The 21,823-nt window shown below is 61.0% G+C and carries 22 protein-coding genes; 13 read left to right on the top strand and 9 right to left on the bottom strand.

The features are described 5' to 3' along the window. Positions 1 to 40: 40 nt before the first annotated feature. Complete coding sequence (locus LIY45_RS04925; protein WP_017475720.1) at positions 41 to 1,453, bottom strand: amino acid permease; 1,413 nt, start codon at positions 1,451 to 1,453, stop codon at positions 41 to 43. Positions 1,454 to 1,978: 525 nt separating this feature from the next. Between LIY45_RS04925 and LIY45_RS04930 the strand changes: the two genes are divergently transcribed. Beyond that, positions 1,979 to 2,116, top strand: coding sequence for a hypothetical protein (locus LIY45_RS04930; RefSeq protein WP_003175756.1), 138 nt, complete (start codon positions 1,979 to 1,981; stop codon positions 2,114 to 2,116). Between the two features lie 77 nt (positions 2,117 to 2,193). Further along, on the top strand, positions 2,194 to 3,153 hold the full coding sequence (locus LIY45_RS04935; protein WP_226475552.1) for a leucyl aminopeptidase: 960 nt from the start codon (positions 2,194 to 2,196) through the stop codon (positions 3,151 to 3,153). A 210-nt stretch (positions 3,154 to 3,363) separates the two neighbouring features. Here the strand turns inward: LIY45_RS04935 and rluB are convergent, their stop codons facing one another. The 6 genes from rluB to LIY45_RS04965 all read right to left on the bottom strand — a co-directional run bounded on the left by rluB (position 3,364) and on the right by LIY45_RS04965 (position 8,373). After that, complete coding sequence (gene rluB, locus LIY45_RS04940; protein ID WP_017475718.1) at positions 3,364 to 4,614, bottom strand: 23S rRNA pseudouridine(2605) synthase RluB; 1,251 nt, start codon at positions 4,612 to 4,614, stop codon at positions 3,364 to 3,366. Between the two features lie 143 nt (positions 4,615 to 4,757). Then, complete coding sequence (locus tag LIY45_RS04945; protein WP_017475717.1) at positions 4,758 to 4,949, bottom strand: DUF1289 domain-containing protein; 192 nt, start codon at positions 4,947 to 4,949, stop codon at positions 4,758 to 4,760. Between the two features lie 126 nt (positions 4,950 to 5,075). Continuing rightward, positions 5,076 to 6,035, bottom strand: a complete 960-nt coding sequence (scpB, locus tag LIY45_RS04950) for an SMC-Scp complex subunit ScpB (RefSeq protein WP_226475553.1) — start codon at positions 6,033 to 6,035, stop codon at positions 5,076 to 5,078. A 12-nt stretch (positions 6,036 to 6,047) separates the two neighbouring features. Next, the gene (locus LIY45_RS04955) at positions 6,048 to 6,746 is read right to left on the bottom strand and encodes a ScpA family protein (RefSeq protein WP_172834604.1); all 699 of its coding nucleotides are present in this window, start codon (positions 6,744 to 6,746) and stop codon (positions 6,048 to 6,050) included. A 120-nt stretch (positions 6,747 to 6,866) separates the two neighbouring features. Next, a complete protein-coding gene (locus LIY45_RS04960) occupies positions 6,867 to 7,496 on the bottom strand; it encodes an L-threonylcarbamoyladenylate synthase (RefSeq protein ID WP_003220075.1) in 630 nt (209 codons plus the stop codon). 13 nt (positions 7,497 to 7,509) lie between these two features. Further along, positions 7,510 to 8,373 (bottom strand): PHP domain-containing protein, encoded by an 864-nt coding sequence (locus LIY45_RS04965; protein WP_017475714.1) that lies wholly within the window; start codon positions 8,371 to 8,373, stop codon positions 7,510 to 7,512. 87 nt (positions 8,374 to 8,460) lie between these two features. Here LIY45_RS04965 and LIY45_RS04970 point away from each other — a divergent pair, with 87 nt between their 5' ends. The 7 genes from LIY45_RS04970 to LIY45_RS05000 all read left to right on the top strand — a co-directional run bounded on the left by LIY45_RS04970 (position 8,461) and on the right by LIY45_RS05000 (position 14,090). Beyond that, positions 8,461 to 9,057: a septation protein A gene (locus LIY45_RS04970; protein WP_226475554.1), complete on the top strand. Its 597-nt coding sequence runs from the start codon at positions 8,461 to 8,463 to the stop codon at positions 9,055 to 9,057. Between the two features lies 1 nt (position 9,058). Then, positions 9,059 to 9,358, top strand: coding sequence for a YciI family protein (locus LIY45_RS04975; RefSeq protein ID WP_226475555.1), 300 nt, complete (start codon positions 9,059 to 9,061; stop codon positions 9,356 to 9,358). Between the two features lie 106 nt (positions 9,359 to 9,464). Continuing rightward, the gene (locus tag LIY45_RS04980; RefSeq protein ID WP_017475711.1) at positions 9,465 to 9,872 is read left to right on the top strand and encodes a hypothetical protein; all 408 of its coding nucleotides are present in this window, start codon (positions 9,465 to 9,467) and stop codon (positions 9,870 to 9,872) included. A 7-nt stretch (positions 9,873 to 9,879) separates the two neighbouring features. Next, positions 9,880 to 10,557 (top strand): response regulator transcription factor, encoded by a 678-nt coding sequence (locus tag LIY45_RS04985; protein ID WP_003220065.1) that lies wholly within the window; start codon positions 9,880 to 9,882, stop codon positions 10,555 to 10,557. Positions 10,558 to 10,826: 269 nt separating this feature from the next. Further along, positions 10,827 to 11,291, top strand: a complete 465-nt coding sequence (locus tag LIY45_RS04990) for a Spy/CpxP family protein refolding chaperone (RefSeq protein ID WP_063027665.1) — start codon at positions 10,827 to 10,829, stop codon at positions 11,289 to 11,291. 65 nt (positions 11,292 to 11,356) lie between these two features. Beyond that, entirely contained in the window at positions 11,357 to 12,700 is a 1,344-nt protein-coding gene (locus LIY45_RS04995) for a HAMP domain-containing sensor histidine kinase (RefSeq protein WP_017475708.1), read from the top strand. Positions 12,701 to 12,740: 40 nt separating this feature from the next. Next, positions 12,741 to 14,090: a CoA transferase gene (locus tag LIY45_RS05000; protein ID WP_226475556.1), complete on the top strand. Its 1,350-nt coding sequence runs from the start codon at positions 12,741 to 12,743 to the stop codon at positions 14,088 to 14,090. A 123-nt stretch (positions 14,091 to 14,213) separates the two neighbouring features. On the opposite strand, the gene LIY45_RS05005 is transcribed toward LIY45_RS05000, so the two are convergent. Together LIY45_RS05005 and arcD (LIY45_RS05010) are read right to left on the bottom strand one after the other, a co-directional pair. After that, complete coding sequence (locus tag LIY45_RS05005; protein ID WP_226475723.1) at positions 14,214 to 15,077, bottom strand: DNA-3-methyladenine glycosylase; 864 nt, start codon at positions 15,075 to 15,077, stop codon at positions 14,214 to 14,216. Between the two features lie 2 nt (positions 15,078 to 15,079). Then, the gene (gene arcD / locus LIY45_RS05010) at positions 15,080 to 16,507 is read right to left on the bottom strand and encodes an arginine-ornithine antiporter (protein ID WP_226475557.1); all 1,428 of its coding nucleotides are present in this window, start codon (positions 16,505 to 16,507) and stop codon (positions 15,080 to 15,082) included. 451 nt (positions 16,508 to 16,958) lie between these two features. Here arcD (LIY45_RS05010) and arcD (LIY45_RS05015) point away from each other — a divergent pair, with 451 nt between their 5' ends. The 4 genes from arcD (LIY45_RS05015) to arcC all read left to right on the top strand — a co-directional run bounded on the left by arcD (LIY45_RS05015) (position 16,959) and on the right by arcC (position 21,805). Next, complete coding sequence (arcD, locus tag LIY45_RS05015) at positions 16,959 to 18,386, top strand: arginine-ornithine antiporter (RefSeq protein ID WP_226475558.1); 1,428 nt, start codon at positions 16,959 to 16,961, stop codon at positions 18,384 to 18,386. 24 nt (positions 18,387 to 18,410) lie between these two features. After that, positions 18,411 to 19,667 (top strand): arginine deiminase, encoded by a 1,257-nt coding sequence (gene arcA, locus LIY45_RS05020; RefSeq protein ID WP_226475559.1) that lies wholly within the window; start codon positions 18,411 to 18,413, stop codon positions 19,665 to 19,667. A gap of 11 nt (positions 19,668 to 19,678) precedes the next feature. After that, complete coding sequence (locus tag LIY45_RS05025) at positions 19,679 to 20,689, top strand: ornithine carbamoyltransferase (RefSeq protein WP_017475702.1); 1,011 nt, start codon at positions 19,679 to 19,681, stop codon at positions 20,687 to 20,689. 186 nt (positions 20,690 to 20,875) lie between these two features. Further along, positions 20,876 to 21,805, top strand: a complete 930-nt coding sequence (arcC, locus tag LIY45_RS05030) for a carbamate kinase (protein WP_226475560.1) — start codon at positions 20,876 to 20,878, stop codon at positions 21,803 to 21,805. The last annotated feature ends 18 nt before the right edge of the window (positions 21,806 to 21,823 follow it).

Raw genomic sequence — 21,823 nt, forward strand, 5'->3', positions numbered from 1 at the left:
ATAAGCAGCCGTTACCGCAGCAACGGATATGTACTCGAGATCAACCCCGGTTCAAGGCCACCCCCTCCCGAGCCTTACGCCTGTTCTTGATCCCGTAGCAAACCCACATAAACACCACCCAAACCGGAATCGCATACACCGACACCTGAATCCCCGGAATCAGCAGCATCACACCAAGAATAAACACCACAAACGCCAGGCACACATAATTCCCATACGGATACCAAAGCGCCTTGAACAACGGCACCTGCCCCGTCCGATCCATATGCTGGCGAAACTTGAAGTGCGAAAAGCTGATCATCGCCCAGTTAATCACCAGGGTCGCCACCACCAGCGACATCAGCAACTCCAGCGCATGCTGCGGAATCAGATAATTCATCAACACCGCCACCAACGTGATCGCCGCCGACGCCAGAATCGACCGCACCGGCACGCCACGCTTGTCGATCTTCGCCAATGCACGCGGCGCGTCACCCTGCTCGGCCATCCCCAACAGCATCCGGCTATTGCAGTAAGTGCCACTGTTGTAGACCGACAGCGCCGCCGTCAGCACCACAAAGTTGAGAATGTGCGCCGCAGTATTGCTGCCCAACATCGAAAACACCTGCACAAACGGACTGCCGCTATAGGCGTCACCGGAAGCATTCAGGGTCTCCAGCAGACTGTCCCAGGGCGTCAACGACAGCAGCACCACCAGTGCACCGATATAGAAAATCAGGATCCGGTAAATCACCTGGTTGATCGCCTTCGGGATCACCGTGCGAGGCTTATCCGCCTCAGCCGCCGTAAACCCGAGCATTTCCAGGCCACCAAACGAGAACATGATGATCGCCATGGCCATCACCAGACCACCGACCCCATGGGGAAAGAACCCGCCGTGTTCCCACAGGTTGCTCACCGAGGCCTGTGGCCCGCCGGTGCCGCTCACCAGCAGGTAACTGCCCAGGGCGATCATGCCGACAATGGCGACCACCTTGATGATCGCAAACCAGAACTCGGCCTCGCCGAAGACTTTGACGTTGGACAGATTGATCACGTTGATCAACACAAAAAACGCCGCCGCCGACACCCAGGTCGGGATCTCGGGCCACCAGTAGTGCACGTACTTGCCGACGGCCGTCAGCTCCGACATGCCCACCAGGATGTACAAAATCCAGCAGTTCCAGCCCGACAGGAAGCCGGCGAAACCGCCCCAGTACTTGTGGGCAAAGTGGCTGAAGGAACCGGCCACCGGCTCTTCGACGATCATCTCGCCCAGTTGGCGCATGATCATGAAGGCGATAAAGCCACAGATGGCATAGCCGAGGATCATCGACGGCCCGGCGGATTTCAGCACGCCGGCCGAACCCAGAAACAACCCGGTACCAATCGCGCCACCGAGGGCGATCAGTTGAATATGGCGATTTTTCAGGCCGCGCTTCAGTTCGCCTGAATGCGAGTTGGCTTCACTCATGGAAAGGGTCTCACGCAAGGTTTGAGGGTGCTCATGGAGGGGTGCTGCTTTGGTAACGGGCTACAGCAGCGCCGATCAAACCCCGGTCCAGCGTTTTTTCTTACGGTCATACGTCACCTGTTGTTTTTATCTGTGACGAAATCGAACCCGACGGGCTTGTGGCCAGGCGGAATGAACAAGGCGGATAGCCCTGAAAAAGTGGGATCACAGTAAAACGCGGCGCATTGTACACCGCCAAACCTGTCTGGGCTGACAGGATGCGGTGCGGCAGATAGGAGGGACATTAGGAAAATTCTTTCAGATAACGAGAAGTTGACGAAAGGACGATTCCTACAAAACGACGCAACCAACTCTCTGTTTCATCGACATAAACCAAATCGCCATCAAAACGGAATAAAAAATCCAAATGGAACCGTGTCAATAAAAATTTTGCATTCCCCAACACTCTCTTCTAGGTTCATCCACTTGCCCAGCGCAGCCCGCTGGCAAGCTCGTTCTCAAACACCGTCATCTAGGAGATTCACCATGCAAGCACTGGAAAACGACCTGGAAACCGAACTGCAACTCGACGATTGGTTTGAAGCGCCGACCCACGAGGCCGCCGTTGAAATGATGCAAGCCGATGCCGTCGTGCCGTTCGGCACCGCGATGTGGCCTTTCTGATCTGATCAGGCACCCCGGCAGGTGCGGGACGCCGCACCTGCCACTGCTCCTACCGAAGGCTTTGAAGGAAGGACGTCATGGACAAGGCCCGCGCCGTCGAACATTTTCTCTACTACCTCGCTCATCACCCGGCCCTCACCGGCCTGCACCGCCCCACCATTCTGCTCGGCCATACCGAACGCTACGACGCCATCGCCCACTCGATCACCCAAGGCAGCGCCGCCCGTTTCGACTTCCAGGTACAACGCCTGGACCAGGCCCCCAGCGAAGCACTGGCCAAGGCCATCGAAACCTGCGACCTGTACATGTTTCTCTACGATTCCTCGACCTTGCCCAACCCTCGTGCCGAGGGCCCGGACTTTATCCGTGCGCTGCAAGGCGTGATGGCCGAGCACTGGAAAAAATCCCTGCTGCTCAAGGACTACGGCGACTATTTCTACGACACCTTCAGCGTCGCCCCACAGCGGATTGCCGACCTCAACGCCACGTTGATCCGGCGTATGTCCCAGGCCAGCGTGCTGAGCTTCACCGACCAGCATGGCTCGCGCCTTGAAGCGCCCATGAGCAGCATCAAGAAGTGGACCAATATCAACGGCGTCGGCAACCACGACCTGGCGCCCGGCGAGATCGCGACCCACAGCGAGGCCATCAATGGCCAAGTCAGGTTTGTGGGCACCTTCCTCAGCACCATTCCCTTTGCGCGCAAATACGGCGTGCTGCAATCACCGCTGGAACTGTGGATCGAGAACTCGACCATCTGCACCGTGGCCAGTGAAGTGCCGGGGCTGGCGGATGACTTCAACAAATACCTGAATGCCAACCCGTCCAACCGCCGGGTGGAAGAACTGGGCATTGGCACCAATGAAGGCGTGAAGGATTTGTATGCGCGCAATGCCGGCTTTGAAGAGCGTCATTGCGGGCTGCACCTGGGCTTGGGTGGCGGGCAGAAAGGCAGCCACCATCTGGACCTGATCTTCGCCAGCGGCGTGTTGGCCCTCGACGATAAACCCGTGTTCGATGGGGCTTTCATGTTCTGACACGGTCGTCAAAACAATGGAGATCAACGGTGGGAGCGGGCTTGCTCGCGAATGCGGTGGGTCAGTCACTGGATGTATCAACTGATAGACCGCATTCGCGAGCAAGCCCGCTCCCACAATGGACCTGCTTTGCTCATAGAGCAGGTTCCAAATCCAGACCAAAAAAAACGCCAACCCGAGGGTTGGCGTTTTTATGCAGCGCTTAACGAATCACTGCGGCTTCTTGCGACCAAAACCTGGACGCTGGCCGGAACCGGCCGGTGCACCACGACGCTTGCCCGATGGCGCGTCATCGACCAGCTTCAGGCCCGGGCGCTTTTTCGGCGATGGCTTGGCTGGGCGTTTGGTGCTGGCGCTGTCGTCGGGACGGCCCGCAGCCGGAGCACCACGGCCAGACTCGCCACGGTTACCGCGACCGCCCGTTGGGGCATCACCACCACGACCGGCTGGACGCGGCGCGCGCGGCGCACGTTCGCCATCCTGACGGGCCGGTGCCGAAGGACGACGCTCGCCTTCGATGTGCGGCTCGCGGGAGATACGACCGCCAGTGGCCGGTGCATCCAGCGCAGGGCGCAGGGTGCGGGCAACACGGTCGGTACGTGCCACCGGACGCGACGATTTACGCTGCATACGCTCAAGCTTGTCTTTGCTCTTGGCGTTCATCTGCGGCATGGCCACCGGCGTCAGGCCGACTTCGGCACTCAGGATGTCGACTTCGTACTGGCTCATTTCGCGCCAGCGGCCCATCGGCAGGTCGGAGTTGAGGAACACCGGACCGAAACGCACGCGCTTCAGGCGGCTGACCACCAGGCCCTGGGATTCCCACAAACGACGTACTTCACGGTTACGGCCTTCCATCACCACGCAGTGGTACCAATGGTTGAAGCCTTCGCCGCCTGGCGCCTGCTTGATGTCGGTGAACTTGGCCGGGCCGTCTTCCAGCACGACGCCGGCTTTCAGACGCTCGATCATCTCGTCATCGACTTCGCCACGCACACGTACCGCGTATTCACGGTCCATCTCGTAGGAAGGGTGCATCAGGCGGTTGGCCAGTTCACCGTCGGTGGTGAACATCAGCAAGCCGGTGGTGTTGATGTCGAGACGACCGATGTTAATCCAGCGGCCTTCTTTAGGGCGCGGCATCTTGTCAAATACGGTTGGACGGCCTTCCGGGTCGTCACGGGTGCAGATTTCGCCATCAGGCTTGTTGTACATGATGACGCGGCGCACCGATTCGGCGGCCTCTTCACGCTTGATGACCTTGCCATCAATGGTGATTGCATCGTGCAGGTCGACGCGCTGGCCGAGGGTGGCTTCAACGCCGTTGACCTTGATGCGCTTCTGGGTGATCCAGGCTTCTACGTCGCGGCGCGAGCCTACGCCGATACGGGCGAGGACTTTCTGCAGTTTTTCACCTGCGGGGCCGATTTCCTGGCTGTCTTTCTGGTCTTGGTCACTCATCTTAAGCACCTCCCGGTGTGTCGATTCAGGCTGGGCCTGAAGATAGTAAAAGCTGGGCTTTTGGCGAACGCATCGCCAAAGGGTCGCGAATCATACGCGTAAGCCGCGCGTTGCGCATCAGAGACTAGTCGATAAGTGCCGGTTCATTTGCCTTTCCGCCGACCGGTGGCACCCAGCGCCAGCAGGCGCAGTTCAGCTTCGGCGAGTACCGTGCGCTTGTCGACCTTGTCGAGTTTCTTCCAGGCACGGATCTCGCGCTTGCTGCGGCCACACCCCACGCAGATGTCGTCGGTGAATTTGCAGAGGCTGATGCAGGGGTCTTTGGTGGAGCTCATTGAAATCCTCCAAGGCACTGGTTTTCTGTGGGAGCTGGCTTGCCTGCGATGGCATCATCTCGGTGTAGCAGCAAGACCGAGTCGCCTGCATCGCAGGCAAGCCAGCTCCCACATTTTGAAGCGGCGTCAGTCTTCGAATTGGCGGCGTTCGTTTTCGATGGCTTCGGCCAGTGCCTGGGCTTCGGCCTCTTCGTCGCTCAGCGGCGGTTGTTCGAGCGCCGCGACGGCGGCCAGGAGTTTGGCACGGGCTTCGGCGACGCCAAGGATGTCCTCCTCGGGTTCAGGCTCGGGCTCATCTTCAACTTCGACTGGCAGCTCAACCTCAACGTTCAGTTGCAGCGCAGGCTCCTGCTCACCGTCACTGACCGCACCATCACGCAGCAAGTCGTCGAAGTCGGTCTTGATGCCCTGCTCCATGTCGTCCAGTTCCAGCAACAGCGTATGGAAACTGGTTTCGTCCTTCGGCTCTTCCGGCTCGGCGCTGGCGTCCGCCAGTTCCTGCAAACTGGCCGGCACCGGGGCGTCGTCGAAATCCAGGACCGGGTCCGGCTCCATCTCCCGCAGCTCTGCCAGCGGCGGCAAGTCGTCGAGGTTTTTCAGGTTGAAGTGGTCGAGGAACACCTTGGTGGTAGCAAACATCGCCGGCTTGCCGGGCACATCCCGATAACCAACGATCCGAATCCACTCCCGCTCCAGCAGCGTCTTGACGATATGACTGTTAACCGCCACGCCCCGCACGTCTTCGATCTCGCCCCGGGTGATCGGCTGGCGATAAGCGATCAGCGCCATGGTTTCCAGCATCGCCCGGGAATAACGTTGCGGGCGTTCTTCCCAGAGGCGGCCCACCCACGGCGAGAATTTCTCGCGGATTTGCAGGCGATAACCGGAAGCCACTTCCCGCAGCTCAAAGGCACGGCCATCGCAGGACTTGCGCAGAATCTCCAACGCCTTCTTGAACACCGGCGGCTCAGGGCGTTCGGCTTCTTCAAACAGTTCGAACAAGCGTTCCAGGGATTGCGGCTTGCCCGAGGCCAGGAGGAAGGCCTCCAGCAGCGGGGCCAGTTCGCGGGGTTCAGTCAAATTCATCGATTCAGCTCTTTATTCGGCTCGCGCCCGCACGTGGATAGCCGCAAAAGGCTCATTCTGGACCAGCTCGACCAAGGATTCCTTGACCAGCTCGAGGATCGCCATAAAGGTCACCACCACCCCCAGGCGCCCTTCCTCCTTGGTAAACAGCTCGACAAACGGCACAAACCCGCCGCCCTTGAGGCGGTCGAGTACATCACTCATGCGCTCGCGGGTGGACAGCGCCTCGCGGCTGACCTGGTGGCTTTCAAACATATCGCCACGGCGCAGTACTTCGGCCATGGACATCAGCAATTCTTCCAGGCTCACGTCCGGCAGCAGCTTGCGCGCCCGGGCTTCCGGGGCGTCGAGCTTGGGCACCACCACATCGCGGCCCACCCGGCTCAGGCCGTCGATGCCTTCGGCAGCAGCCTTGAAGCGTTCGTACTCCTGCAGGCGACGGATCAGTTCAGCGCGCGGGTCATCCTCTTCCGCCTCGATGCTTTCCGAACGCGGCAGCAGCATGCGTGACTTGATCTCCGCGAGCATCGCGGCCATCACCAGGTACTCGGCAGCCAGTTCCAGGCGCACGGTCTGCATCAGCTCGACATAGCCCATGTACTGGCGGGTGATTTCCGCCACCGGGATGTCGAGGATGTTGATGTTCTGCTTGCGGATCAGGTACAGCAGCAAGTCCAACGGGCCTTCGAAGGCTTCGAGGAAGACTTCCAGGGCGTCCGGCGGGATGTACAGGTCCAGCGGCATTTCCATGACGGCCTGGCCGTAGACCATGGCAAATGGCAGTTCCTGCTGGGCGCCCGCCTGGCTGTCGACGGTTTCCACGGCCGACATTCAGGCCTCGACCATGAACGGAGCCGGGTCGCCACACCCTACGCGCACCACTTCCGGCTCGCCGTCGGCCAGGTTGATCACGGTGGAGGCCTTGTTGCCGCCGTAGCCGCCGTCGATGATCAGGTCGACGTGTTTTTCCAGCAACCGGCGCATTTCATAAGGGTCGTACAACGGCTCTTCTTCACCCGGCAGGATCAGCGACACGCTCATCAACGGCTCACCGAGTTCGGCCAGCAGCGCCAGGGCGATCGGGTGTTCCGGCACCCGCAGGCCAATGGTGCGCTTCTTCGGGTGCAGCAGCAGGCGCGGTACTTCGCGGGTAGCGTTGAGAATGAAGGTGTAAGGCCCTGGCGTGTGGGCCTTGAGCAGGCGGAAGGTGCCGGTGTCGACCTTGGCGAACAGCCCCAACTGGGACAGGTCGCTGCAAATCAGTGCGAAGTTGTGGTTCTTGTCCAGGTCACGCAGGCGTCTTACGCGCTCGACCGCGTTCTTGTCGCCGATCTGGCAACCGATAGCGTAGGAGGAATCCGTGGGGTAGATCACCACGCCACCGGCACGGATGATCTCCACGGCCTGTTTGATCAGGCGCGCCTGGGGGTTTTCCGGATGAATCTGGAAGAATTGACTCACGTGTTCTACCTGTTCAGACGGTGGCAATAATGGGGTCATGTTTGAAGCGACACCAAAGGGGCGGCAAATCTTCCGGGACGGCACGGTACTCGCCAATCTCGGACCAGCCGCCAGGGCCATGAAAATCACTGCCGGCGCTGACCAGCAGACCAAATTCGCGGGCAAGAATCGCCAGGCTGCCTACCTGCTCGGCGGGTTGATGCCCGTTGACCACTTCGATTGCGTGGCCGCCCGCTCCAATATAGTCGCCAATCAGCTTGCGGCGCTTGCTGCGGGTGAAATCGTAATGCCACGGGTGCGCCAGGCTGACCCAGGCGCCTGCTGCCCGCAGCGTGCCGACGGTGTCTTCCAGGGTGGGCCAGTGTTGCTTGACGTCCCCCAGCTTGCCGGCGCCCAGCCATTTGCGGAACGCTTCGGCGCGATCCTTTACAAAACCTTCACGCACCATCCAGTCGGCAAAGTGCGGACGGGCCGGGGCGTTGCCGCTGTCGCCCAGTTCCTGCTGGATGGCGCGGGCGCCTTCCAGGCCGTTGGGCATGCCCTTGAGGGCCAGCTTGCGGCTTATTTCTTCGGACCGCAGCCAGCGGCCATCGTGCAATTTGGCGATGGCCTCCACCAGCGGCGGCGCGTTGACGTCGAAACCGTAGCCCAATACGTGGATGGTTGCGCCACCCCAGGTGCAGGACAATTCAACCCCGTTGACCAGTTGCATGCCCAACGCATTCGCCGCATCACGGGCCTCTGCCAGGCCTTCGAGGGTGTCGTGGTCGGTCAACGACAGGACTCGCACGCCTTTTTCAAACGCACGCGCAACCAGGACCGCGGGCGCCAGGGCGCCGTCGGAGGCTGTGCTATGGCAGTGCAAATCAACATTCACGGGAGTGTGTAACCTCAAGTCAGCTGGCGCTTTCGCTACCAAGGATGTTTGTTATTATGCCGCCACATCCAGCTTCTGGCTCTTACTGTGAAACAATTCATCGACTTCATCCCGCTGTTGCTGTTTTTCATCGTTTATAAAATCGACCCTCGCGTTATCGATATTGCCGGCCACGAGCTGACAGTCGGTGGCATCTACAGTGCCACGGCGGTGCTGATCATCAGCTCCGTGGTGGTCTACGGCGCGCTCTTCATCTCCCAGCGCAAGCTGGAAAAAAGCCAATGGCTGACCCTGATAGCCTGCCTCGTCTTCGGCAGCCTGACCCTGGCCTTCCACAGCGAAACCTTCCTTAAATGGAAAGCCCCGGTGGTCAACTGGCTGTTCGCCCTGGCCTTTATCGGCAGCCACTTCATCGGTGACCGTTTGCTGATCAAGCGGATCATGGGCCACGCGCTGAGCTTGCCGGAGCCGGTCTGGACCCGTCTGAACATCGCCTGGATCGTGTTTTTTCTGTTCTGCGGCGCCGCCAACCTGTTCGTCGCCTTTACCTTCCAGAGCTACTGGGTGGACTTCAAGGTGTTCGGCAGCCTCGGCATGACCGTGCTGTTCCTGGTCGGCCAGGGGATCTACCTGTCGCGCCACCTGCATGACACCGACCCTACCACGCCGAAAACCGAGGACTGACATGCTCTACGCCATCATTGCCACCGACGTTGCCAACTCCCTGGAAAAACGCCTGTCCGTACGCCCGGCCCACGTCGAGCGCCTGAAACAGCTGCAAGCCGAAGGCCGTATCGTGCTCGCCGGCCCGCACCCGGCAGTCGACAGCAATGACCCGGGAGACGCCGGTTTCACCGGTAGCCTGATCGTCGCCGAGTTCGCGTCCCTGGCGGCGGCACAAGCTTGGGCCGACGCTGATCCGTATGTCGCGGCCGGCGTGTATGCTCATGTGCTGGTCAAGCCGTTCAAGCAAGTCCTGCCTTGATTCGTGGTGCGCTGAACCAATTGGCTTCAGGGCACTCCTAAACGCTCATTATTCCCGGTAACCTGCCGACAACGTTCTGAATATTCGTGTGGAATCAGGAGTTCCGATGCGCTTACGTCAGTTGTGTCTGTTGGCAGTGTTAATGATCGGGGCTACGGCCCACGCTGAAGAAACCTCGAACACCGGCAGTTCCACGCCCCTGTCCTTGAGTGCCGGCAGCCAGATCACCGATTTGCAGCAACGTTTGAAAGAAAGCGAACGGCAGCGGGATGAACTAAGCAAGCAATTGCAAAGTGCTGATGCCACCCGGGAAAGTACCCAACTGAGTAAACTGCGCCAGGAGAACCAACGCCTGGTCCAGCAACTCAAAGAAGCACAGGGCGGTGCCTTGCCACGCTGGCTTACCGAGCAACAGCAATGGTTCGTGACCGGTGGAGCAGTCGCACTGATCGCCCTGCTGTGCGGGATCTTCGCCAGTGGCGGGCACCGGCGCCGTCGACAATGGCTAAATTGAGTGAGTCATGAGCGAGCTGTTACTGATAGATGATGACCAGGAGCTCTGTGAGCTGCTGACCAGTTGGTTGAGCCAGGAAGGTTTCCAGGTGCGCGCCTGCCATGACGGCTTGAGCGCCCGCAAGGCTTTGGCCGAAGCCGCCCCGGCGGCCGTGGTGCTCGACGTGATGCTTCCTGACGGCAGCGGCCTGGAGCTGCTCAAGCAATTGCGCAGCGACCACCCGGAGTTGCCGGTGCTGATGCTCTCGGCTCGCGGCGAACCGCTGGACCGGATCCTCGGCCTGGAACTGGGCGCCGACGACTACCTGGCCAAGCCCTGCGACCCTCGCGAACTGACCGCCCGCCTGCGCGCCGTGCTGCGCCGCAGTCACCCGGCTGCCGTGTCCACCCAGCTGGAGCTGGGTGACCTGTGCTTCAGCCCGGTGCGTGGCGTGGTCACTATCGATGAACAGGAATTTGCCCTGACCGTTTCCGAAAGCCGTCTGCTGGAAGCCTTGCTGCGCCAGCCAGGCGAGCCGCTGGACAAGCAGGAACTGGCGCAAATCGCCCTGGGCCGCAAGCTGACCCTGTATGACCGCAGCCTGGACATGCACGTCAGCAACCTGCGCAAGAAGATCGGCCCGCACCCGGATGGCCGGCCACGGATCGTGGCGCTGCGTAGCCGCGGCTATTACTACAGCCTCTAAGCACAACACCTCTCCCCTGTGGGAGCTGTCGAGCCTTGGCGAGGCTGCGATGGCATCACCCCGGTGCAACGGATAGACCGCGGTGCCTGCATCGCAGCCTCGCCAAGGCTCGACAGCTCCCACACATGATCTCCCCTGCCGGGATAGTTTTGTCAGCCCCGCCCAAAATCCTCTTTACCCAAGCTTTACCGTCCCCTGACTGCCGCTGACCTTGTTCTCCGTAATCTACTCACATCCGGACTCACCGGAATAGAGACAGGAGAATCACCATGCGCAAGACCCTTATCGCTTTGATGTTCGCTGCTGCCCTGCCAACCGTTGCCATGGCCGCAGCACCTGAAGGCCCAGGCCCGATGGGCGGTCCTGAAGGCCACATGATGGGTGGCCCAGGCCACGGCGGCGAACACGGCATGCGGGGCAAAGGTGGCCCTTTCAGCCAGCTGGACCTGAGCCCTGAACAGCGCCAGCAGATCGGCAAGTTGATGGGCCAACAGTGGCACGCTCGCAAAGAGCTGGTGCGCAAGTACCTGGACAAACTGCCAGCCGCTGACAAGCAAGCCATGAAGGACGAAATGGCGGCCGCCAAGCAGAAAACCCAGACCGACATCCGTGCCGTGCTGAAACCCGATCAACAGAAGAAATTCGACGAGATCGTGAAGAAACAAGCCGAGCGCCGCGCCGAGTGGAAGGAATTCCAGGCCTGGAAAGCCCAACAGCCGCAAAAAGCGCAATAATGATCTAGCTTCACTCCCAGCCCAGTGGCCACCGCCGCTGGGCTTTTCCTGTTTGAGGGTTTCTTGTGCGTTCATTGTTCTGGCGCGTCCTAGCCAGCTTCTGGCTGGCCATCGCCCTGGTTGCCGGGTTGTCGATCCTGCTTGGGCATATGCTCAACCAGGACGCCTGGATTCTCAGCCGCCACCCCGGGCTCAATAACCTTGCGCAGGAATGGACGCAGCTCTATGAGGCCCAAGGCGAGGACGCCGCCCAGGAATTGCTGCAGCAGCGCAAGCGCCAGTACCACATCGACGTGCAAGTGCTTAACGAAAGCGGTGAGCCCGTGGTGCTCGGCACCTTCCCGCGCCGCGCCGCCGCCCTCGAAGCCCGACAAAAAGACAGCCAGGACCGCCATCTGCCCTGGCGGCGCCTGACCGCCGAGTACACCAGTGAAAAAACCGGCGACACTTACCTGCTGATCTACCGCATTCCCCACCCGGAACTGGACGCCTGGCACCGCAACAGCCTGCTCTGGCCGTTGAGTGCCCTGGCGATCGCGTTGGTGGTGCTGACCCTGTTCAGTTTGCTGGTGACGCTGTCCATCACCCGCCCCCTCAGCCGCCTGCGCGGCGCAGTGCACGACCTGGGCCAGACCACCTACCAGCAGAACAGCCTGGCGCGGCTGGCCAACCGTCGCGACGAATTCGGCGTACTGGCCACCGACTTCAACCGCATGGGTGCCCGCCTGCAAAGCCTGATTGGCAGCCAGCGCCAATTGCTGCGGGACGTGTCCCACGAACTGCGTTCGCCCCTGGCCCGGCTGCGGATCGCCTTGGCCCTGGCAGAACGCGCCACCCCCGAGGCACGGGAGAAACTCTGGCCGCGCCTGACCCGCGAATGCGACCGCCTTGAAGCGCTGATCAGCGAAATCCTGGTACTCGCCCGGGTGGATGCCGATAACGCCAGCGCCGAAGACATCGACCTCAACCCGTTGCTCCGGACCCTGCAAAAAGACGCCTTGCTCGGCGCGCCGGACCAACCCGTGCAGCTCGACGCCGAGGCCGGGCTGCAACTCAAGGGCTGGCCGACCATGATCGAACGCGCCGTGGACAACCTGCTGCGCAACGCCCAGCGCTTCAACCCGCCGGGGCAACCGATTGAAATGGACGCCAGACGCCAGGGCGACCGCATTGTGATCAGCGTGCGCGACCACGGCCCCGGCGTGGATGCCGAACACCTGAAGCAACTGGGCGAGCCGTTTTACCGCGCCCCGGGGCAAACCGCCCAGGGCCACGGCCTGGGCCTGGCCATCGCGCGGCGCGCCGCAGAACGTCATGGCGGCAGCCTGATCCTGGCCAATCATCAAGGCGGCGGTTTTATCGCCAGCGTGGATTTACCGCTGGAGCCTGGGGTTGTCATTCAACCCTGATGATCTTCTATGATGGTCCTTCTCATAAGGAGGGCCTTTGATGACTGATCTGCTCACCCCCATCCAGGAAGCACTCGACTTACCCGTCACCCCGCTGGCCTTTACCGAGGCCGGCGCCCTGCCCTCGACCTTTGCCGTCACCGAACTGGCCAGCGCCAGCATCGGTGCGGCAGGCCAGGCGGTTGCCCAGTTGCTGCAACAGCAAACCGGGCGCCTGCCCTCGGTGACCGTGGACCGGCGCCTCGCCTCATTCTGGTTCTCCTCATCCCTGCGCCCCGATGGCTGGACCACACCGCCGCTGTGGGACCCGATTGCCGGCGACTACGCCTGCGCCGATGGCTGGATTCGCCTGCACACCAATGCGCCACACCATCGTGCCGCCGCTGAACGCGTACTCGGGCAGGTCGCTGACCGTGATGCGATGGCCGCGAAGGTCGCCCAATGGAACGCCGCCGAATTGGAACAGGCGATTGTCGAAGCCAACGGCTGTGCGGCGCAGATGCGCTCGTGGCCAGACTGGCAGCTGCACCCACAAGGTTTGGCGGTCAATCAGGAACCGCTGGTCCATCGCCAGACCTTTGCAGCCCTCAGCGACAAACCCTGGCTGGGCTCGGTGGCAAGGCCGTTGGCGGGGATCAAGGTGCTGGACCTGACACGCGTATTGGCCGGCCCCACTGCCAGTCGTTTTCTGGCAGGCCTTGGCGCCGATGTACTGCGCATCGACTCCCCTGACTGGAACGAACCCGGCGTTGTACCGGAAATGACCCTGGGCAAACGCTGCGCCCGCCTGGACCTGAAGAACGCCGACGACCGCCAGACCTTCGAAAACCTGCTGAAGGACACCGACATTCTGCTGCACGGCTACCGCGCCGATGCCCTGGAGCAGTTAGGCTACGGTGAGGCCGCGCTACAAGCCATCGCCCCCGGCCTGATCGACGCCAGCCTCAATGCCTATGGCTGGAGCGGCCCATGGCGCAATCGCCGAGGGTTCGACAGCCTGGTGCAGATGAGTACCGGGATTGCCGAGGCCGGCAGGCAGTGGAAAAAGTCGGACAAGCCGGTGCCGCTGCCATTACAGGCACTGGATCACGCCACCGGGTATTTGATGGCGGCCAGTGCAATCCAGGCCTTGAGTGAGCGATTGAAATCCGGGCGCGGCGGTTCGGCGCTGCTGTCCCTCGCGCGCACGGCAAAACTGTTGGTGGACGCAGGGCAAGTCCCGGAACAACTACCGCTGCGGGCCGAAGAACCGGGCGATCAAGGCTTGGTGGTGGAACAAACAGCCTGGGGCCCGGCCCACCGCCTGCTGCCCCCGGTGACCATCAGCGGGACACCGTTGCAGTGGGATTTGCCCGCCGGGGAGTTGGGTTCACATCGCCCTCAATGGTGACCGAAGCTCCTGTGGCGAGGGAGCTTGCTCCCGCTGGACTGCGCAGCAGGCCCCTGCTTTGGGGTCAATGGGGCCGCTTCGCGCCCCAGCGGGAGCAAGCTCCCTCACCACAGGTAGGCAGAATCAATCCACCCGGCTCAGTGATGTCCACAAATGCTGCGCCGCATAGGCCCTAAGCGGTCGCCAGGCCTCGGCCCGCGCCAGCAACTGGCGTGGGCTCACCGGCCCGCCTTCCAGCGCCACCAACGCATTGATCAAGCCGATATCCCCCGAGGCAAACGCATCCTGCTCGCGCATCTGGCGCATGGCGATGTACTGCGCCGTCCAGTCACCAATCCCCGGTAATGCCACCAGCCGCGCCACACCCTCCTTCAGGCTCGCCTTCGGCTGGAAAACCTGCGGGTCATCCAGTAAGGCCTGGGCCACACCCGACAAGGTGCGCCCGCGACTTTTCGGCATGCCGAGGGTTGCCAGGTCCGCCGCCGCCAGCACCTTGGCTGAAGGAAACACATGGGTCACACCGGCATGGGGCGTCACCAACGGCGTCCCGTACTGCGCCACCAGCTTGCCCGCCAGCTTGATCGCCGCTACCACGGTAATCTGCTGGCCCAACACCGCACGGATCGCCAACTCCAGCCCATCCCAGGTTCCCGGCACCCGCAGGCCGGGACGCGCCGCAACCAACCTCGCCATCAAAGGATCAGTCGCCAGTTGCCGGTTGATCCGTTTCGGGTCAGCCGACAGGTCAAACATGTCACGCAACCGCTGCTCGATCTCCGGCAACGCCGCCGCATTGGGGAAGTCCACCGTGACTTCAAGCCAATCACCGGCCCCCGGCGCCACGCTGAGCCAACCCTGCTGACCGTCGACACTGATACTGCGCGAGTACACGCCGCCGTCCACCGTCTCCAACCCGCTGATCGCCCGCGCCGACAAAAAGCCCAGCATCGCCGCCCAGTCATACGGCGCCTGATACGCCAGCTGCATCCTCACAACGACAACACCCCGCTGTACAACCCATACGCCGCCAGGCTCGCCCCGGCGATCACGCAGGCGAAAATGCCTTTTTCCAGGTGGGTAAACAAGGGCTGGCCCTGTTCACGCTTGGCCAGGGCAAACAGGATCACCCCCGGCGCATACAGCAACGCCGACAGCAGCAGGTACTTCAAGCCTCCGGCGTAAAGCAGCCACACTGCGTAAGCCAAAGCGATCAGGCTCACCAGCAGGTCCTTCAAGCGTTCGCCATGGGCACCTTCGTAGGTTTCACCGCGCCCGCTCAACAGCACCGCATAAGCCGCCGACCACAGGTAGGGCACCAAAATCATTGAGGACGCCAGGTAGATCAGGGTGGTGTAGGTGCTTTCCGAAAACAGCGTGATCACCAGAAACAGCTGGATCATCACATTGGTCAGCCACAACGCATTGACCGGCACCTGATTGACGTTTTCCTTTTTCAGGAACGCGGGCATGGTCTTGTCATGGGCGGTGGCATAGAGAATTTCAGCGCAGAGCAACGCCCACGACAGCAACGCCCCCAGCAGCGAAACCGCCAGCCCGATGCTGATCAACAGCGCGCCCCAGGGGCCGACGATATGTTCCAGCACCCCGGCCAGGGACGGGTTTTGCAGGTTGGCCAGTTCCGGCTGGCTCATGATCCCAAGGGACAGCAGGTTGACCAACACCAGCAGCGCCAACACGCCAAGAAAGCCAATCACCGTGGCCCGCCCCACGTCCGAGCGTTTCTCGGCCCGCGCCGAGTAGACGCTGGCGCCCTCGATACCGATAAACACAAACACCGTGACCAGCATCATGTTGCGCACCTGGTCCACCACGCCGCCGAACTCAGGGTTGCTCAGGCCCCAGATATCCCGGGTAAAGATGTCGGCCTTGAACGCCACCGCGGCGATCACGATAAACATCACCAACGGCACGATCTTGGCCACGGTGGTGATCTGGTTGATGAACGCCGCCTCCTTGATCCCGCGCATCACCAGAAAATGCACAGCCCACAGCAATACTGACGCACAGCCGATGGCCACCGGGGTATTGCCCTGGCCGAACACCGGGAAGAAGTAGCCCAGGGTACTGAATAGCAACACGAAGTAACCGACGTTGCCCATCCAGGCACTGATCCAGTAGCCCCACGCGGACGAGAACCCCATATAGTCGCCAAACCCGGCCTTGGCGTAGGCGTAGACCCCGGAATCCAGCTCCGGCTTGCGGTTGGCCAAGGTCTGGAACACGAAGGCCAGGGTCAACATGCCCACGGCGGTAATTCCCCAGCCAATCAACACCGCGCCCACTTCAGCCCGCGCCGCCATGTTCTGGGGCAACGAGAAGATCCCGCCGCCGATCATCGAGCCCACCACCAGGGCGATCAAGGCGTTGAGGCGAAGCTTTTCTGACGCGTGGGACATGGATATTCCTGAAATAAAGAAACAGCGGTTGAGGCCACAAGCGTGCACTCAACTAATTTATCTAACGCCAGCAGCGTTTATTAGATATAGCGAATAAACCCTCACGCCTCATAACTTAAAGGCATGACAGTAAATAACCTTCAGACAAATTTATAATTTAAATAATGATTGAACTTTCGCAACAGTGAAGCGTTGCACACACCCTTTCCAAAAAGTTTGCATATCTGAAAAAAAGAACTAGCTTCAACCGTCCATGCTAATGAGAAAACCTACTGTTTGAGACGTAGAAGCGCTCTACAACGAGCCTCTGCGTGGCGCTTGAGCGCCCGTACCTTTCATCATAAGTCATTAATTCACAATGGAATGTGCCAATGAAGTGATCTGAGTCAGCTGTTTGATTAGCGCACGGATTTATTCTGTGGTCTCTCTTCTCCTGCATTGGAGTCATGCGATGTCTGATTCTCCCGGAAAACTTCGATTAGGCGCACTGGTTGCACTTGTCGTGGGCTCAATGATTGGTGGCGGGATCTTCTCACTGCCGCAAAACATGGCGGCCAGCGCCGATGTCGGCGCGGTATTGATCGGTTGGGTGATTACCGCCGTGGGCATGTTGACCCTGGCCTTCGTGTTCCAGACCCTGGCCAATCGCAAGCCCAACCTCGACGGCGGGGTCTACGCCTACGCCAAGGCCGGGTTTGGCGACTACATGGGTTTCTCATCCGCCTGGGGTTACTGGATCAGCGCCTGGCTGGGCAACGTCGGCTACTTCGTGCTGCTGTTCAGCACCCTCGGTTACTTCTTTCCGATCTTCGGCGAAGGCAACACCCCGGCGGCGGTGATCGGCGCGTCGGTGCTGCTGTGGGCCGTGCACTTTTTGGTACTGCGCGGGATCAAGGAAGCCGCGTTTATCAACCTGGTGACCACCGTCGCGAAGGTAGTGCCACTGGTGCTGTTCGTGTTGATCGCGCTCTTCGCGTTCAAGCTGGACATCTTCACCGCTGACATCTGGGGTGTGAAAAACCCGGACCTGGGCAGCGTGATGAACCAGGTGCGCAACATGATGCTGGTCACCGTCTGGGTGTTCATCGGCATTGAAGGCGCGAGTATCTTCTCGTCCCGCGCCGAAAAACGCTCCGACGTCGGTAAGGCCACCGTGATTGGTTTTATCACCGTGCTGCTGTTCCTGATGCTGGTGAACGTGCTGTCCCTGGGGATCATGACCCAACCGGAACTGGCCAAGCTGCAGAACCCTTCGATGGCCGCCGTGCTGGAGCATGTGGTGGGTCACTGGGGCGCGGTGCTGATCAGCGTCGGCTTGATCATTTCCTTGCTCGGGGCGCTGCTGTCGTGGGTACTGCTGTGCGCGGAGATCATGTTCGCCGCCGCCAAGGACCACACCATGCCGGAGTTCCTGCGTAAGGAAAACGCCAACCACGTGCCGGCCAACGCCCTGTGGCTGACCAACGCCATGGTGCAGATTTTCCTGGTGATCACACTGTTCTCGGCCAGCACTTACCTGTCGCTGATCTACCTCGCCACCTCGATGATCCTGGTGCCTTACCTGTGGTCGGCGGCCTATGCACTGCTGCTGGCGGTGCGCGGTGAAACCTATGAAAGCGCCCCGGGCGAACGCCGCAAAGACCTGCTGATCGGCGCCATCGCGTTGATCTACGCGGTCTGGCTGCTGTACGCCGGTGGCACCAAGTACCTGTTGCTGTCCGCCCTGCTCTACGCCCCCGGCGTGATCCTGTTCGCCATGGCCAAGCATGAACTGGGCAAACCGATTTTCACCAACGTCGAGAAGCTGATTTTCGCCGCAGTCGTCGTAGGCGCCCTCGTGGCGGGCTATGGCCTCTACTCCGGCTTCCTGACCCTGTAATTATTGTTCACTGGAGGATCTGTAATGACCACGGAAAAAGTGAAGTACGGCGTACATTCCGAAGCCGGCAAACTGCGCAAAGTCATGGTGTGCTCCCCAGGTTTGGCCCACCAGCGGCTGACCCCCAACAACTGCGATGAACTGCTGTTCGATGACGTGCTGTGGGTGGCCCAGGCCAAGCGCGACCACTTCGACTTCGTGACCAAGATGCGCGAGCGCGACATCGATGTGCTGGAAATGCACAACCTGCTGACCGACATCGTCGCCCTCCCCGAAGCGCTGGACTGGATCCTGGCGCGCAAGATCACCGCCAACCAGGTCGGCCTGGGGCTGGTCAATGAAGTCAGCTCGTGGCTGCGCAGCCTGGAGCCGCGCAAGGTCGCCGAGTTCCTGATCGGTGGCGTGTCGGCCGATGACCTGCCGAGCAGCTTCGGCGGCAAGACCATCGAGATGTTCCGCGACTTCCTCGGGCACTCCAGCTTCATTCTGCCGCCGCTGCCCAACACCCAGTTCACCCGCGACACCACCTGCTGGATCTACGGCGGCGTGACGCTGAACCCGATGTACTGGCCGGCACGACGCCAGGAAACCCTGCTGGCCAGCGCCATCTACAAATTCCACCCCGAGTTCACCAACGCCGACTTCCAGGTGTGGTACGGCGACCCGGACCAGGAACACGGCAACGCGACGCTGGAAGGCGGCGACGTGATGCCGATCGGTAACGGCGTGGTGTTGATCGGTATGGGCGAGCGTTCCTCGCGCCAGGCCATCGGCCAACTCGCCCTGAACCTGTTCAAGCACAAAGCCGTGGAACGCGTGATTGTCGCCGGCCTGCCGAAATCCCGCGCGGCGATGCACCTCGACACCGTGTTCAGCTTCTGCGACCGCGACCTGGTCACGATCTTCCCGGAAGTGGTCAACCAGATCGTCGCCTTCACCCTGCGCCCGGACGAGACCAAGCCCGGCGGCATCGATATCCAACGCGAGAAAACCAACTTCCTCGACACCGTCGCCGCCGCCCTGAACCTCAAGGCCCTGCGCGTGGTGGAAACCGGCGGCAACAGCTTCGCCGCCGAGCGCGAGCAGTGGGATGACGGCAACAACGTGGTGGCCGTGGAGCCTGGCGTAGTGATCGGCTACGACCGCAACACCTACACCAACACCCTGCTGCGCAAGGCCGGCGTGGAAGTCATCACCATCAGCGCCGGCGAACTCGGCCGCGGCCGTGGCGGCGGCCACTGCATGACCTGCCCGATCATTCGCGACCCAATCGACTACTAAGGAGATCCATCATGGCTTTCAACATGCGCAACCGCAGCCTGCTGTCGCTGATGCATCACACCACCCGCGAACTGCACTACCTGATCGACCTGTCCCGCGACCTCAAGCGCGCCAAATACACCGGCACCGAGCGTCCGCACCTGAAGGGCAAAAACATCGCGTTGATCTTCGAAAAAACCTCGACCCGCACCCGTTGCGCGTTCGAAGTCGCGGCCCACGACCAGGGTGCCCACGTCACCTACATCGACCCGGTGTCGTCGCAGATCGGCCACAAGGAAAGCATGAAAGACACCGCCCGCGTCCTCGGCCGGATGTTCGATGCCATCGAGTACCGTGGCTTTGAACAGGAAATCGTCGAAGAACTGGCCAAGTTCGCCGGCGTGCCGGTGTTCAACGGCCTGACCGCTGAATTCCACCCGACCCAAATGATCGCCGACACCCTGACCATGCGCGAGCACAGTGACAAGCCGCTGCATGACATCAGCTACGCCTACCTCGGCGACGCCCGTTACAACATGGGCAATTCGCTGCTGATGATCGGCGCCAAGCTGGGCATGGACGTGCGCATTGGCGCACCGAAAGCCCTGTGGCCCCATGCTGATTTCATCAAGCAGTGCCAGGAATTCGCCGAAGAAAGCGGCGCGCGCATCACCATCACCGAAGACCCGAAGGAAGCGGTGAAAGGCGTGGACTTCATCCACACCGATATCTGGGTGTCCATGGGCGAGCCGGTGGAAGCGTGGGACGAGCGCATCGAGCAACTGCTGCCGTACCAGGTCAACGCCAAGATGATGAAGGCCTCGGGCAACCCACGGGTGAAATTCATGCACTGCCTGCCGGCGTTCCACAACAGTGAAACCAAGGTCGGCAAGGACATCGCCGCGCGTTATCCGAACCTGGCCAACGGTGTGGAAGTGACCGAAGAAGTGTTTGAGTCCCCGGCCAATATCGCCTTTGAGCAGGCTGAGAATCGCATGCATACCATCAAGGCGATCCTGGTGTCGGCGTTGGCGGATATCTAAACCCACAACACAGTCAATGTGGGAGTGCTTTTGTGGGAGCTGGCTTGCCTGCGATGCAGACACCTCGGTATTTCAGATACACCGAGGTGATGCCATCGCGGGCAAGCCCGGCTCCCACACAAGCCAGCTCCCACATTGACCGGGTTGCTCATGAGAGACCTCGCTCAATTTTAGAAGGATTGAATTATGCGTATCGTCGTTGCACTGGGCGGCAACGCCCTTCTGCGCCGTGGTGAACCCATGACCGCAGACAATCAACGGGCCAATATCCGCATCGCCACCGAACAGATCGCCAAGATCCACAGCGGCAACGAACTGGTGATTGCCCACGGCAATGGCCCGCAAGTGGGCCTGCTGTCGCTGCAAGCGGCGGCTTACACCCAGGTGTCGCCCTACCCACTGGACGTGCTGGGCGCCGAAACCGAAGGCATGATCGGCTACATCATCGAACAGGAACTGGGCAACCTGCTGGACTTCGAAGTGCCGTTCGCCACGCTGTTGACCCAGGTCGAAGTGGACGCCAAGGACCCGGCTTTCCAGAACCCGACCAAGCCCATCGGCCCGGTCTACTCCAAGGCCGAAGCGGAAAAACTCGCCGCCGAAAAAGGCTGGGCGATTGCCCCCGATGGCGACAAGTATCGCCGCGTGGTGGCCAGCCCACGGCCGAAGCGGATCTTTGAAATCCGCCCGATCCAGTGGCTGCTGGAAAAAGGCAGCATCGTAATCTGCGCCGGCGGCGGCGGGATTCCGACGATGTATGGCGAAGACGGCAAGCTCCAGGGCATTGAAGCGGTGATCGACAAAGACTTGTGCTCATCCTTGCTGGCCGGGCAACTGGACGCCGATTTGCTGGTGATCGCCACCGACGTCAATGCCGCGTTTATCGACTTCGGCAAGCCCACTCAGAAAGCCATCGGCCAGGCGCACCCGGACGAAATCGAAAAGCTCGGCTTCGCCGCCGGCTCCATGGGGCCCAAGGTCCAGGCCGCCTGCGAGTTCGCCCGCCAGACTGGCAAAACCGCAGTGATCGGTTCACTCTCGGACATCGAAGCGATTGTCCAGGGCACTGCCGGCACGCGAATCAGCACGGCGAAACCCGGAATCACCTACCTGTGAAGTAGAGGAGAAATGCCT

This window comes from Pseudomonas sp. MWU16-30323 (genome assembly GCF_020515595.1).
Lineage (GTDB): Bacteria > Pseudomonadota > Gammaproteobacteria > Pseudomonadales > Pseudomonadaceae > Aquipseudomonas > Aquipseudomonas yamanorum.

Bases quoted from the DNA above. Each gene is read 5' to 3' on its own strand.
- arcD (WP_226475558.1), top strand. From the start codon at position 16,959: ATGTCTGATTCTCCCGGAAAACTTCGATTAGGCGCACTGGTTGCACTT.
- rluB (WP_017475718.1), bottom strand. From the start codon at position 4,614: ATGAGTGACCAAGACCAGAAAGACAGCCAGGAAATCGGCCCCGCAGGT.
- LIY45_RS05000 (WP_226475556.1), top strand. From the start codon at position 12,741: ATGACTGATCTGCTCACCCCCATCCAGGAAGCACTCGACTTACCCGTC.
- arcD (WP_226475557.1), bottom strand. From the start codon at position 16,507: ATGTCCCACGCGTCAGAAAAGCTTCGCCTCAACGCCTTGATCGCCCTG.
- LIY45_RS04945 (WP_017475717.1), bottom strand. From the start codon at position 4,949: ATGAGCTCCACCAAAGACCCCTGCATCAGCCTCTGCAAATTCACCGAC.
- LIY45_RS04975 (WP_226475555.1), top strand. From the start codon at position 9,059: ATGCTCTACGCCATCATTGCCACCGACGTTGCCAACTCCCTGGAAAAA.
- LIY45_RS04930 (WP_003175756.1), top strand. From the start codon at position 1,979: ATGCAAGCACTGGAAAACGACCTGGAAACCGAACTGCAACTCGACGAT.
- scpB (WP_226475553.1), bottom strand. From the start codon at position 6,035: ATGAATTTGACTGAACCCCGCGAACTGGCCCCGCTGCTGGAGGCCTTC.
- LIY45_RS04925 (WP_017475720.1), bottom strand. From the start codon at position 1,453: ATGAGTGAAGCCAACTCGCATTCAGGCGAACTGAAGCGCGGCCTGAAA.
- arcC (WP_226475560.1), top strand. From the start codon at position 20,876: ATGCGTATCGTCGTTGCACTGGGCGGCAACGCCCTTCTGCGCCGTGGT.
- LIY45_RS04985 (WP_003220065.1), top strand. From the start codon at position 9,880: ATGAGCGAGCTGTTACTGATAGATGATGACCAGGAGCTCTGTGAGCTG.
- arcA (WP_226475559.1), top strand. From the start codon at position 18,411: ATGACCACGGAAAAAGTGAAGTACGGCGTACATTCCGAAGCCGGCAAA.
- LIY45_RS04980 (WP_017475711.1), top strand. From the start codon at position 9,465: ATGCGCTTACGTCAGTTGTGTCTGTTGGCAGTGTTAATGATCGGGGCT.
- LIY45_RS05025 (WP_017475702.1), top strand. From the start codon at position 19,679: ATGGCTTTCAACATGCGCAACCGCAGCCTGCTGTCGCTGATGCATCAC.
- LIY45_RS04935 (WP_226475552.1), top strand. From the start codon at position 2,194: ATGGACAAGGCCCGCGCCGTCGAACATTTTCTCTACTACCTCGCTCAT.
- LIY45_RS04990 (WP_063027665.1), top strand. From the start codon at position 10,827: ATGCGCAAGACCCTTATCGCTTTGATGTTCGCTGCTGCCCTGCCAACC.
- LIY45_RS05005 (WP_226475723.1), bottom strand. From the start codon at position 15,077: ATGCAGCTGGCGTATCAGGCGCCGTATGACTGGGCGGCGATGCTGGGC.